The sequence below is a fragment of the Mycobacterium sp. NGS56 genome (assembly GCF_059812425.1).
Window position 1 is genome coordinate 87576 of sequence record NZ_JCALCQ010000006.1, and the last position, 12687, is coordinate 100262.

Below are 12687 nucleotides of genomic sequence, written 5' to 3' on the forward strand. Positions count from 1 at the left end.
GAGGGTTTCGCCGGATTAGCTCAGGTTAGCCCAGGAAGTTGTCGCGGGCCCGAACCGGGCTTGATGGTCGATGATCGTTACCGCGATCCCGTTGAGCACCCCGTTGCCGGAGGGCTCATCGACAAACGTAGGCGGAGCACCGCCCTCAGTGATCCGGGGCGGTGGCTTTCGTTCGGGGTCGCGACAAAAACGGTGGCCCGGCCACCCCTGTGACCGGGCCACCATCGGTTCCCGCTACTGCTCGGCTTTCTGGCGAGCTTCGTTGACTTCGGCGGCTTTGCGGGCGCTTTCGGCCTCGGCCTCTTTCTGGGCCGCCTCGCGCTGCGCGTCAGCCTTGTCCTGCTGGGCTTGACCCTCACGTTGCAGATCGTCACGCCCGGCAACTGCGCCGGCGACTTCCTTGACCTTGCCCTTGACTCCCTCGACAACGCCCCCAACGGCTTCCGCGGGACCACTCTTGTCCGACATGCTCCTCCCTCCGTATTGCGGACGACGCCCGTGTCGTGCGCTCGCCCCCTTGATGCCCAACCGGTGAATTTTCGAAACACGGCCGGTGAGTGGCCTTCGCCACCCACGGCGGCATGTTGCCGAAATGCCATACGCTGGTGGGCCGAGGAGTCGGCGGCGCGAGGAGTCGTGACGGTGGAGATGTGGGAACTGGTCGCCCGCGAGCGAATCCGGGACACTTTGGCGCGATACAACTGGTCGGGTGACGCCGGGCGGCTCGAAGGCCTCGCGGAGACGTTCTGCGCAGACGGCATCCTCGAAATACGCGGTTCTGAGCCGCTGTGCGGACGTCGAGACATCGCGGCTTTCTTGGGCGGTGTCACCGGAAAGATCGCCGTGGCTGCCGATGTGAAACCGATTGTGCGCCATAACATCGCGAGCGTGTTGTTCACTGAGGTAGCGCCCGGTCAGGCCCGGGTCGACTCGTACTTCACCGTTCTCACCCACATCGGGCTCGACCACTACGGCCGCTACCGCGACATCCTCGTACCCGAGGGTGACACCTGGCTGATCAGGCACCGCAAGGTTTCGACGGACTGGGCGGCGCCAGACTCGGCGATGGCCCGCGAGCCCTCCGGGAAGCAGCGATAATCGCGGCGCAGTGACACGTCAAACCTGTTGTTCGAGTTGATATTCGGCGTTATTGAGCCAACCGAAGCGGGACGGATCATGTCCGCATCCAACACCGACCGTTCCTGGCGTACCTGCCGGTTCGGTCGATCACCGCTACCAGCCCGTCGGCCACGGCCCCCACCGGGCGAGAGCGGCGTGGCGATTTCGTTAAATCTCCCGACGGAATGTTTGCCGAATCGGCCTCAGCGGCTACAGATAAGAGTCACACAAAAAGATGGCGGCCGCCTGATCGTACGTCCCCTCAGGAGCTCCGAAGTGACCGCCGGTCACGTGACCAGCGGTCATGGCCGCCCAAAAGAGACGAGCAAGCATGCAACGACTCAGTGGATTAGACGCGTTCTTCTTATACCTGGAATCCCCAACGCAGCTTTTGAACGTTTGCTGTGTCCTGGAACTGGATCCCGCGACGATGCCCGGGGGCTACACGTTCGATCGCTTCCATGAGGCGCTCTCGGTGCGGCTGGACGCCGTGCCCGAATTCCGCCTCAAGCTGGCCGACAATCAATTCAACTTCGACCATCCGGTGTGGGTGGACGACGAGCGTTTCGATTTGGCTCGCCACCTTCACCGCGTCGCGCTGCCCGCGCCGGGCGGGCTGAAAGAATTAGCCGACCTGTGCGGCCACGTCGCCGGGCTTGCGCTGGATCGGGATCGTCCGCTGTGGGAAATGTGGGTGATCGAGGGCCTGCACGGCACCGACGCGCTGGCCGTCGTCCTCAAGGTCCATCACGCGGTGATCGACGGCGTCGGCGGAGCCAACCTGCTCGCGCAGTTATGCAGCGCCGTGCCCGACGCCGCGCCACCGACACCGGCCGAGCGCACCGGCGCCGCGAATCCGCTAGAGATCGCCGCCACCGGGCTCATCGGCGCGGCATTGCGGCCGTGGCGCCTGGCCAAAGTCGTGCCTTCGACGGCGCTGACCCTGGCGCAAACGGTGCTGCGTGCCCGCGGCGGGCAGACGATGGCGGCTCCGTTCGCCGCCCCCCCGACGGCATTCAACGGCTCGTTCACCCGACGCCGCAACGTCGCCCTGACGAGCATGGACCTCGATGACGTGAAGACCGTTAAGCGCCGGTTCGGGGTGACCGTCAACGACGTGGTGATGGCGGTGTGTGCTGGGGCACTGCGGCTGTACTTGCAGGACCGCGACGCGCTGTCCGACGCCCCCCTGGTCGCCAGCGTGCCGGTATCCGTCCGCGACCAGTCGACTCGGGCGGGCCGCAACCAGATGACCTGGATGCTCTGCCGGCTCGAGACTCACATCGACGACCCAGTGGAACGGCTGGCCAGCATCGCAGCCGGAAACGCCGCGGCCAAGAAGCACTCCGCGGCGATGGGCCCGACCCTGCTGCACGACTGGACACAAGTGGCAGGACAGACCGTGTTCGGCGCGGCCAAAAAACTGCTGCCACGCATCCCTTTGCCTGAGCGGCCGCCACACAATCTGGTCATGTCCAACGTGGCGGGTCCACAGGAGCAGCTGTACTTCCTAGGTTGCCGGCTCGACGCGATGTATCCGCTCGGCCCGATCATCGCCGGCGCCGCGCTCAACATCACCGTGATGTCGCTCAACGGCCGACTCGGCGTCGGCATCATCTCCTGCCCGGACCTCGTTCCCGACCTGTGGGATCTCGCCGACGCGTTCCCCGTCGCTCTCAAAGAGCTGTTGAATTGCGGTGAGCCCGCCGCCCAGCGTCCACTCTGATCGACCCGGTCAGCGGAACCCAGTCCCCTCCCGCCGCTGCGGCATGGCAGGGTGACATCCGTGGCAGACACTTCTGAAGCGACGTCCCTCACAGCGCAAGATCTGCGGGAAATCAGCACCGAGAAGGGCGCCTTGCGCTACTACGACAGTGGTGGGCCGCAGGGCGGCCCGACGCTACTTTTTCTGCACGGTTCCGGTCCCGGGGTCACGGGCTGGCGCAACTTCCGCGGCGTGCTGCCCGCATTCGCCGTCCACTATCGGTGCCTGATCCTGGAATTTCCCGGTTTCGGGGTCAGCGACGACTTCGGTGGCCATCCGATGGTCACCGCGTTCGGCACGGTATCGCCCTTCCTGGACGCGCTGGGCGTCGACAAGGTGCACATCGTCGGGAACTCGATGGGCGGCGGCGTGGGGATCAACTTCGCAACCCACAATCCGGAACGGGTCGGTCGGTTGGTGACCATTGGCGGCATCGGCACCAACATCTTCAGTCCCAGTCCCAGCGAAGGCATTCGGCTCCTACAGGAGTTCGTCGAGGACCCCACGCGGCAACGCCTGGTCGACTGGCTCAAATCGATGGTCTACGACCAGGCGCTGGTCACCGAGCAGCTGATCGAGGAACGCTGGCAGTTGGCCACCGACCCGGCAACCCTGGCCGCGGCGCGACGGATGTATGGCAAGGCCGCGTTCGCCGGAATGAACGCCGCACTGAGCGCCTCCGACCGGCCACTGCCATGGGCGACCATGCACAAGCTCACCGCTCCCACCCTGCTGACGTGGGGCCGCGACGACAGGGTGAGTCCACCGGACATGGCGCTGATCCCGATGCGCACCATCCCCAACGCGGAGCTGCACATCTTCCCCAACTCGGGACACTGGGCCATGATCGAGGCCAAGGACGCGTTCGAAAGCACCGTGCTGGCGTTCCTTTCGCGCAATTAGACGGCGATCGCAAGCGCCGCGAAGCCGGGCGAAGCGCGTCGCCGCCATCAACCTCATTGCTGTCCCGCAAGGCCTTTCGTCAGCAGGGCGAGGGCCTCCGGGTCGCCGTTGAGCACGCGGCTGGTGCGGATGGTGATCTGCCAATGGTCGTCGATGCGCCGCAGCGCGAAATGATGTGCGGTGGCCCGCCACACCCGGTAGCCGTCACCGTCTCGCACGAGCACCAGGGATTCGCATACCGCCACCGCGTCGTCGCCGTCGACGGTGACTACACACGGCCCGAGGAAGTGCGAGCAGCCTTTGGCCACCAACTTCTGGTGCGCCGGCGAAGTGATCATCGTGTGCACGGCGGCGCGGCCCTCCATGCGCCAGCCGTCGACGTCATACACGCCGTCGGTCGCCCACAAGCTCGCGGCGGCGTCGGCATCGCCGGCATCGACCGCGGGGCCGTATGAAGCGATCAATCGTGCGATGTCGCGCTCGTCCTCGAGCCGGCGCAACCTGGCCAGCACCCCGTCGTCGGCGGTCATGGTGTTCTCCTCATCGCTGCGTGGCCCCGGCGTCGACCGGCAAGTCCGCCGGCGTGATGTACCGCGCTTCATCGGAGGCCAAGAACAGTGCGGCGTTGGCGACATCGAGCGGGTCGATCCACGGCACCGCAAGCATATTCATCGGGCGGGCCGCCTCGGCGAATTCCGTACGAGTCGGTGGTCGGCTTAGGTCGGGCCGAAAGGCACTGCTGACGATGTCGTTGTGGATCATGGGTGTGTCGACGTTCGTCGGGCTGACGCAGTTGACCCGAACATGATACGGCGCAAGCTCATTGGCGAGGCTGCGCATCAGGCCGAGCACGCCGTGCTTGGCGGCGGTGTAATGTGCGACGCCGACCAGTCCACGGCTCCCCGCGATGGAACTCGTCAGGATCATCGCACCCGCCGCGCGCGTGATGAGGTGCGGCGCAGCGGCGCGGCAGGTATGCCACACCCCGGTGAGATTGACGTCCAGCATGGTGCGCCAGGTGTTTTCGTCCAGGTCGACCGCCATACCACGGGAAGTGATGCCGGCGGTTGCGCACACCACGTCCAGGCCGTTGAAACGCTGCACGCCGCGATCGGTTGCGGCCTGCACCCCGGAGAGGTCACGCACGTCGACGATTTCGGTGTGCACCCGCCCGCCCGCGTCGCTCACCAGCGACGCGGTGGTGTCAAGGTCGGCCGGGGTGCTGTGCGGAATGACCACCGTGTCGACCGGGCCGCACACATCGAGCGCCACGATGTCAGCGCCCTCCTGCGCGAACCGCACCGCTTGCGCACGACCGATCCCCCGCGCCGCACCGGTGATCAGGGCCACCTTGTTTTGCAGCCGTCCGGTCATGTCGTCTTCTGGGTCAGACCGGCATCCACCACGAGCTGGGTGCCGGTGATGTACCGAGCCGCATCCGAGGCCAAGAACAGCACGGCGTTGGCGATGTCGACGGGCTCGACCCACGGCACCGGGAGCAGGTTGCGTGCCCGCAGCACCTCGGCGGCGTCGGCCGCGGTCGGGTTGTCCAGGTCCGGCCGCAACCGTCGAAAAGTAGCCTCGTTCAGCACCATTGGGGTGGCCACCGGCCCGGGGTGCACGGTGTTCACCCTGATGCCGCGCGGCCCGAGCTCGTTGGCCAGGGTGCGCGCCAGTCCCACCACCGCGTGCTTGCTGGCGGTGTAGTGCCCGGTGTTGGGCAGGCCGCGAAGCCCACTGGTGGAGCTGATGATAACGACCGAGCCACCGCAGTCGCCTTCCCGACCGAACATGTGCGGCACCCTCGCCCGGATCGTGTGCCAGACGCCGGTGAGGTTGATGTCGAGCGTGCGCTGCCACACCTGGGGGTCGAGTTCCCAGGACGGGGCGCCGGGCAGGTGGACTCCGGCGTTGGCGACCACGACGTCGAGACTGCCCAACTCGGCCACCCCCGCGTCGATGGCGGCCGTCACCGCCGCGAGGTCGCTGACGTCGGTCAAACCGGTCACACACCGTCGACCGCGGTCCTCGACTCCCCTTGCGGTGTCACGCAACTCGGCGGCCGCGCTTTGGGCGTCGAGCGCGATCACGTCGGCACCCTCGTCGGCAAACCGCTCACAGTGCACCCGTCCGGTGCCTTTGGCGGCGCCGGTGACCACCACTACCTTGTTCAGCAATTTCGTCATTGTTGGATTAGATCGAAGCCGCGGTAGCCGGCGCCGGCGACCTCGGCGCAAATATCGTTGTAGGTGGCGAAGCCGCCCGTGAACAGCATGAAGCCACGCGGCTTGCCCGGCACGTTCGCGCCCATGTACCAGGAGTTCGCCTTGGTGAACAGCGTCGCCTCGGCCAGGCGGGCGCATTCGGCGCCCCAGCCGTCGACGCTGTCCACGTTCGCCTCCAACGCGGCGTAACCGTAATGGTCGAGGTAAGCGATGGCGTCGGCGATCCAGTTCACCTGAGCTTCAGCGTGCAGCACCATGTTCGCTAGCACGGCGGGTGCGCCCGGACCCGAAATCAAGAACAGGTTGGGGAAGCCGTCCACCGCCAGGCCCAGATATGTGCGGGGCCCGTGCGCCCAGTCGTCACGCAGCGCGGTGTCGTGGCGTCCGATGATATCGATTTTGCCAAGCGCACCGGTCATAGCGTCGAAACTCGTTGCCAGCACGATCATGTCGACGTCGTAGTGCGAATCGGTGGTGTTAATGCCGGTGGCGTCGACGGATTCGATCGGGGTGGCGCGGACGCTGATCAATGACACGTCCGCGCGGTTGAAAGTCTGAAAGTAATTGCTGTCAGTGCAGATTCGCTTGGTACCGATAGGGTGGTCGGTGGGGATCAGCAGGTCAGCTACGGCCGGATCATCGATGACGGCCCGGATCTTCTCCTCGTAGAACCTGCGGGCCTCCTCGTTGGCCTCCAGATCGGTCATCTGGTCGGGGAACGTCTTGGAGAACAGCACCCCGCCGAGCTGCCAGCGCTTTTCGAAGGCCGCACGACGCTCCTCGGCGCTGAACTGCATCGTCGGCTTTGGGGCGGTGATGTGCGGTGAGCCACCCCCGCTGCGCCACGACAGCGCACGTCGCTGGGCGTAGCCGGCCTTGATCTCGTCCAGCTCATCGGCCGTCAAGGGCTGGTTGCCTGCTGGGACGCTGTAGTTGGGGGTGCGCTGGAAGACATAGAGATGAGCGGCGCGCTCGGCGATGATCGGAATGGATTGGATGCCCGACGATCCGGTACCTATGACGGCCACCCGCTTGCCGGTGAAGTCGACGGGCTCGTGCGGCCAGTGTGCGGTGTGGTAGATCTCGCCGGAAAAGGTGTCCAGGCCGGCGAAGTCGGGGGTCAGTGCGGCCGACAGCGGACCGGTCGCCATGAGACAGAACCGGGCCGAAAACTCTTGGCCCGCTTCGGTGGTGATCGTCCAGCGCAGGGTCGCCTCGTCGAGTCGTGCCGAGACCACGCGGGTGCGCAGTGCGATGTCGCGGCGCAGATCGAGCTTGTCCGCGACCCAGTTCAAATACGCCAGGATCTCGGCCTGGGTGGCATACCGTTCGGTCCAGTCCCACTCCTGTTGCAGTTCGTCGGAGAACGAATAGCAATAGTCGACGCTCTCGACGTCGCAGCGGGCACCCGGATACCGGTTGTGGTACCAGGTGCCGCCGAGCTCTGGCGCCGCTTCGACCACCCGCACCGAGAGGCCCTGACCACGCAGCTTGTGCAACGCGTACAGGCCGGCGAATCCCGCGCCGACCACGACGACATCCAGGGGCTGTTGGCCGGCATCATTCACAAGCAGTGACCGTAGGCCCTTGCGCGTGTTGGACCGCCGTCCCTCCCGGTCACCGGACGGTTCGCGCGAGACTTCCCGGCCACCGGGCGCGTAGGCCCGCCGCTCGGCCCTGATGGCCGACCATCGACCGATGCCGGAAATCGCACGTGTCGACGTCGAGCTGGACGGCCAACGGCATCGTTTGCCCTGGCCGCACGGGCAGACACTGGTGGAGACGCTGCTGGACGCGGGAATCGCGGTGCCGCATTCGTGCCGGGAGGGCCGCTGTGGTTACTGCGTGGCGACCGTGCTCACCGGGCGGGTCGACATGGCCCCGTGCGAGGTCTTGGACGCGGCGGATCTCGAGGACGGCCTGATACTCGCCTGCCAGGCCAGGGCGGCAGGGGACGATGTGCACGTCGAATTTTGATTCCGTGTCCGTTCATCGGGATGTCCTTTGGGACCGACCGCGACTGCGGTAGACCATTACTAAGCCCACACACGTAAGGACAACGATATGAGCGACCGGGTACTCGACCGGGTAGTGGCCATGGCCGACCAGTTGCGCGACCAAGCCGCGGAAGCCGAACGCATCGGCCGGCTCACCGACGACACCGTCAAGCTGATGAAAGGCGCCGGCCTGATCCGGCTGTTGCAGACCAAGCAGTACCAGGGCTTCGAGGTCCATCCCCGCGAGTTCGCCGAGACGACGATGGCCACCGCGGCATTGGATCCGGCGGCCGGCTGGATCGTCGGCGTCGTGGGCGTGCACCCCTATCAGTTGGCTTACGCCGACCCGAAGGTGGCCGCCGAAATCTGGGCCGACGACGTCGACACCTGGATGGCGTCCCCGTATGCGCCGCAGGGTGTGGCCAAGCCCGTCGACGGCGGCTACCTCTTCAACGGCCGCTGGCAGTTCAGTTCGGGCACCGACCATTGCGACTGGATCATCCTGGGCGCCATGCTCGGCGACGAAAAGGGCATCCCGTTGATGCCGCCGCAGATGCTGCACATGATCCTGCCGCGCAAGGACTACGAAATCGTCGACGACTCGTGGAATGTGGTGGGGCTGAGGGGAACCGGCTCCAAGGATGTCATCGTCGAAGACGCATTCGTGCCGAATTACCGGACGATGGACGCGACCAAGGTAATGGACGGTACCGCTCAGCGCGAGGCCGGCATGACCGAGCCGCTGTACCTGATGCCGTGGTCGACGATGTTCCCGCTGGGCATTTCCGCGGCGACCATCGGCATCGCCGAGGGGGCGCTGGCCGCGCATCTGGACTATCAGCGCGAGCGCGTCGGTGCTACCGGAACCGCGATCAAGGATGACCCCTACGTCATGCATGCGATCGGCGAGGCTGCCGCCGACATCAACGCTGCCCGCCAGGAGTTGCTGGCCAACGCCGACCGCATCTACGACATGGTCGCGGCCGGCAAGGAGGTGTCGTTCGCCGACCGGGCGGCCGGGCGCCGGACACAGGTGCGCGCGGTGTGGCGCGCGGTGTCGGCGGTCGACGAGATCTTCGCCCGCTCGGGCGGCAACGCGGCGCGAATGGACAAGCCGCTGCAGCGGTATTGGCGTGACGTGCACGTCGGACAGATGCATGCCATTCATGTCCCCGGCACGACCTATCACGCGGCGGCGCTGAGTTCGATCGGCATCGACCCGCCCGAGGGCCCGCTGCGGGCCCTGATCTGAGCAGGAGACCCATCCGTGAGCGATCTGAAAAGCCTGGGCTACATCACCATTTCGACCAATGACATCGACCGCTGGCGGCAGTTCGCCTTCAGCGTGCTGGGTTTCGCCGAGGGTAGGGGCCCCGACGAGTCCGCGCTTTACCTGCGCATGGACGAGCGGGCGGCCCGGCTCATCGTGGTGCCCGGTGAGACCGACCGGGTGCTGACCGTCGGCTGGGAAGTGCGCGACCACCCGGCGCTGCAGCGAGTGCAAGCCTCCCTCGACGGTGCCGGTGTGGCGTACAAACAGCTGTCCGCCGATGAGGCCGAGGCGCGCCGCGTCGAAGAAGTGATCACGTTCGAGGATCCCGCCGGCACGACGCTGGAGGTATTCCACGGCGCGGTGCTCGACCACAGCCCGGTCGTCACGCCGTTCGGCGCGAAGTTCGTGACCGGCGACCAGGGCATGGGCCACGTGGTGGTACCGGCCATCGACGCAGGCGGCCTGTTCGATTTCTACACCGAGGTCCTGGGCTTCCGCGCCCGCGGCGCGTTCCGGGTGCCGCTGCCGAAAGAGTTTGGCCCGGTGCGGGTTCGGTTCCTGGGCATCAATGAGCGCCACCACAGCCTGGCGATCGTCCCGGCCGCGCACCAGCGCGATCCGCGCCTGGTGCACATCATGGTGGAGGTCGATACTCTCGACGCCGTGGGGCAGGCGCTGGACCGGGTCAACGTCGAGGGATTCCAGTTGTCGTCGACCCTTGGGCGCCACACCAACGACAAGATGGTGTCGTTTTACGTCCGCGCACCTGGCGACTGGGACATCGAGTTCGGCACCGACGGGATGCGGGTCGACGAAACCTATTACACCGCAGAAGAAATCACGGCCGACAGTTACTGGGGTCACCAGTGGGTCGGCGAGATGCCCGCGGCGATGCGGCTGTGACGCCCGAATCGGACGTAACGCCGGTCGCCGCGTCGTCGATCACCTCATGGGATGACGAGGCCGACGTCGTCATCGCGGGCTACGGTATCGCCGGCGCGGCGGCGGCGGTGGAAGCCGCCCGCTCCGGCGCTGAGGTATTGGTGCTGGAGCGCACCGGCTCGTGGGGCGGTGCGGCGTCTATGGCCGGTGGTTTCATCTATCTCGGTGGCGGCACCGCGATCCAAACAGCTTGTGGCTTCAGCGATTCCGTCGATAACATGGCGGCGTTCCTCAACGTCGCGATGGGCCCCGGCGCCGACGAGAACAGGATCGCCGATTACTGCGCCGGCAGCGTCGCGCACTTCGAGTGGCTGGTCGGCTGCGGTGTCCCGTTCAAGGCGGAGTTCTTCTCCGAGCCCGGCTGGGAGCCGATGGGCGATCAGGGGCTGATGTACAGCGGCGGCGAGAATTCCTTTCCGTTCAATACCATTGCCTCGCCCGCGCCGCGCGGGCACGTCCCGCAGATGCAGAACAAGAAGCAGGGCGAAGCCAGCGCCGGCTACATGCTGATGAAGCCCCTGGTCGAAACCGCGACCGCAGCCGGCGTGCGGGCGTGCTACGACGTGCGGGTGCAGCGGCTGATCACCGAATCCGACGGCCGGGTGGTCGGCATCCGCGCCCGCCGGTACGGCACCGAGATGAGTGTTCGAGCGCGCACCGGAGTGGTCCTCGCGACCGGCAGCTTCGCCTACAACGACGCGATGGTCCAGCGCTTCGCGCCGCGGATCGCCGGCCGGCCGGCCGCGTCGATCGAGCAGCACGACGGGCAGGCGATCCGGATGGCGCAGGCGCTGGGCGCCGACCTGGCCCACATGGACGCCACCGAGGTGGCGATCTTCATCGATCCCCAGCAGCTGGTACGCGGCATCCTGGTCAACGGCCGCGGTCAGCGCTACGTCGCCGAGGACACCTACCCCGGCCGGATCGGGCAGCTCACGCTGTATCAGCAGGACAACGTCGCCTATCTGATCATCGACGGCGATGCGCAGGAGGAGGCGATGGCCTCGTGGTCGCCGAAGTTCATGCTGCGCCCGGCGACCTGGGTGGCCGACACGGTCGCCGACCTGGAACGCGATATGGGGCTGCCGATCGGATCGCTGCAGGCGACCGTTGCCGCGTACAACGAGGGCGCCGCGCGCGGCGAGGATCCACTGCTGCACAAGAAGCCGGAGTGGATCAAGCCGATCGGCTCCCCCGTCGGCGCCGTCGACCTGCGGGAGAACACCGGCGGGTTCACCCTGGGTGGGCTGGCCACCACGCTGGACGCCGAGGTGCTGCACGTCAGCGGCGCGCCCATTCCGGGACTCTTCGCCGCCGGCCGCTGCACCGCCGGCCTGGCCGCGTGGGGCTACGCCAGCGGAGTCTCGCTGGGTGACGGCAGCTTCTACGGCCGCCGCGCCGGCCGCTCCGCGGCCAAGGGCTGACCGCACTCAGTGTCTTGAGCGGGTTGACGGCTTTGAGACTGTGCCTCCTGGGCCGGATTCGCGCCCACATTTCAGTCGCCGGTGCGCACTCGGCAGACCTTCCGTCCGTCCTCGCCGTTCGCGTGTCGTGTGACAGCGGCCACAGCGGTATGGTACAAACAGATATTCCTAATAGGAATATGACAGCCAGATAGCTCTAGCTGGGAGGGCCGGATGACAGAGACCGCAGAATCAGTCGCGCCGACGGCGGTCATCGACCGCATCTCGATGGTCCTGGACGCATTCGACGGACCCGGGCGCCTGACGCTGGCCCAGATCGTCCGGCGTACCGGCCTGCCGCGTTCGTCGGCGCACCGAATGCTCGAGCGCCTGGTGCAGCTGCGCTGGCTGCGCCGCAGCGGCCGTGACTACGAGCTGGGCATGCGCCTCGTCGAATTGGGCTCGCTAGCCGTGCATCAGGACCGCCTAGTGCGCGCCGCGGGCCCCTTGCTGGGCGAATTGCACCGCGCCACAGGGCTCGTCGCGCACCTTGCGGTTCTGGACGGGCCGGACGTCGTGTACCTCGACAAGGTCGGCGACTCGCCGCTGGCGCCCATACCCACCCGAGTGGGCAGCCGTCAGCCCGCGCACTGCACCGCCGTCGGCAAGGCGATCCTGGCCTACCGCGACGAGGATGCCCCGGTGGACCTGCGAATCCGCAAGACGAAGTACTCGATCGCCACCGGCTCACAGCTGGCCGTCGAATTGTCCCGGGTGCGCGCGCACGGCGTCGCCTTCGAACGTGAGGAATCGCTGCTCGGATTCGGTTGCGTGGCGGCCCCGATCGGCGGGCCGGGAGAGGGCGAGGAAGTCGTCGCCGCGGTGTCGGTATGCGGTCCGATGAACCGGATGAAGTTCGATCAGCGATTGGTCGCTCCGGTCCGGATGACGGCGATGGGCATCTGGCGGCACGCCGAGGGCGGCCCACAACGCGTCGCCCCGACTCTGCAGCCATTGCGTCCGCTGCGGCCCGCGTTGCAGTACGCGTGAAGCAAGCCCC

The 12687-nt window shown here is 66.8% G+C and carries 13 protein-coding genes; 8 read left to right on the forward strand and 5 right to left on the reverse strand.

Annotated features, from left to right (window positions below; genetic code table 11):
- Positions 1–234 precede the first annotated feature (234 nt).
- Positions 235–468, reverse strand: coding sequence for a microaggregate-binding protein 1 (mbp1, locus tag AC5Y4F_RS16560; protein ID WP_499997628.1), 234 nt, complete (start codon positions 466–468; stop codon positions 235–237).
- 174 nt (positions 469–642) lie between these two features.
- Here mbp1 and AC5Y4F_RS16565 point away from each other — a divergent pair, with 174 nt between their 5' ends.
- From AC5Y4F_RS16565 to AC5Y4F_RS16575, 3 genes are all read left to right on the forward strand, one after another.
- Positions 643–1098 carry a nuclear transport factor 2 family protein gene (locus AC5Y4F_RS16565; protein WP_499997701.1) on the forward strand — a complete coding sequence of 152 codons (456 nt, stop codon included), beginning with the start codon at positions 643–645 and terminating at the stop codon, positions 1096–1098.
- Between the two features lie 352 nt (positions 1099–1450).
- Entirely contained in the window at positions 1451–2845 is a 1395-nt protein-coding gene (locus AC5Y4F_RS16570; protein WP_499997629.1) for a WS/DGAT/MGAT family O-acyltransferase, read from the forward strand.
- A gap of 60 nt (positions 2846–2905) precedes the next feature.
- Positions 2906–3787, forward strand: coding sequence for an alpha/beta fold hydrolase (locus tag AC5Y4F_RS16575; RefSeq protein ID WP_067933775.1), 882 nt, complete (start codon positions 2906–2908; stop codon positions 3785–3787).
- A gap of 53 nt (positions 3788–3840) precedes the next feature.
- Here the strand turns inward: AC5Y4F_RS16575 and AC5Y4F_RS16580 are convergent, their stop codons facing one another.
- The 4 genes from AC5Y4F_RS16580 to AC5Y4F_RS16595 are packed head-to-tail and all read right to left on the reverse strand — an operon-like array spanning position 3841 to position 7580.
- Positions 3841–4317, reverse strand: a complete 477-nt coding sequence (locus AC5Y4F_RS16580) for a nuclear transport factor 2 family protein (RefSeq protein WP_067933777.1) — start codon at positions 4315–4317, stop codon at positions 3841–3843.
- A gap of 10 nt (positions 4318–4327) precedes the next feature.
- Positions 4328–5161: a mycofactocin-coupled SDR family oxidoreductase gene (locus AC5Y4F_RS16585; RefSeq protein ID WP_499997630.1), complete on the reverse strand. Its 834-nt coding sequence runs from the start codon at positions 5159–5161 to the stop codon at positions 4328–4330.
- On the reverse strand, positions 5158–5973 hold the full coding sequence (locus tag AC5Y4F_RS16590) for a mycofactocin-coupled SDR family oxidoreductase (protein ID WP_499997631.1): 816 nt from the start codon (positions 5971–5973) through the stop codon (positions 5158–5160). Before AC5Y4F_RS16590 ends, AC5Y4F_RS16585 begins: the two co-directional genes overlap by 4 nt.
- Positions 5970–7580: a flavin-containing monooxygenase gene (locus AC5Y4F_RS16595; RefSeq protein WP_499997632.1), complete on the reverse strand. Its 1611-nt coding sequence runs from the start codon at positions 7578–7580 to the stop codon at positions 5970–5972. The genes AC5Y4F_RS16590 and AC5Y4F_RS16595 overlap by 4 nt, the downstream gene beginning before the upstream one ends.
- Positions 7581–7710: 130 nt before the next feature.
- On the opposite strand from AC5Y4F_RS16595, the gene AC5Y4F_RS16600 reads away from it, so the two are divergent.
- The 5 genes from AC5Y4F_RS16600 (at position 7711) to AC5Y4F_RS16620 (ending at position 12677) form a co-directional block, all read left to right on the forward strand.
- Positions 7711–7989 carry a 2Fe-2S iron-sulfur cluster-binding protein gene (locus AC5Y4F_RS16600; RefSeq protein ID WP_499997633.1) on the forward strand — a complete coding sequence of 93 codons (279 nt, stop codon included), beginning with the start codon at positions 7711–7713 and terminating at the stop codon, positions 7987–7989.
- Between the two features lie 87 nt (positions 7990–8076).
- A complete protein-coding gene (locus AC5Y4F_RS16605; RefSeq protein WP_067933785.1) occupies positions 8077–9261 on the forward strand; it encodes an acyl-CoA dehydrogenase family protein in 1185 nt (394 codons plus the stop codon).
- 15 nt (positions 9262–9276) lie between these two features.
- Positions 9277–10185, forward strand: coding sequence for a biphenyl-2,3-diol 1,2-dioxygenase (bphC, locus tag AC5Y4F_RS16610; protein WP_067933787.1), 909 nt, complete (start codon positions 9277–9279; stop codon positions 10183–10185).
- Positions 10182–11648: an FAD-dependent oxidoreductase gene (locus tag AC5Y4F_RS16615; RefSeq protein ID WP_499997634.1), complete on the forward strand. Its 1467-nt coding sequence runs from the start codon at positions 10182–10184 to the stop codon at positions 11646–11648. Before bphC ends, AC5Y4F_RS16615 begins: the two co-directional genes overlap by 4 nt.
- Positions 11649–11861: 213 nt before the next feature.
- Positions 11862–12677 carry an IclR family transcriptional regulator gene (locus AC5Y4F_RS16620; RefSeq protein WP_067933792.1) on the forward strand — a complete coding sequence of 272 codons (816 nt, stop codon included), beginning with the start codon at positions 11862–11864 and terminating at the stop codon, positions 12675–12677.
- Positions 12678–12687: the final 10 nt, after the last annotated feature.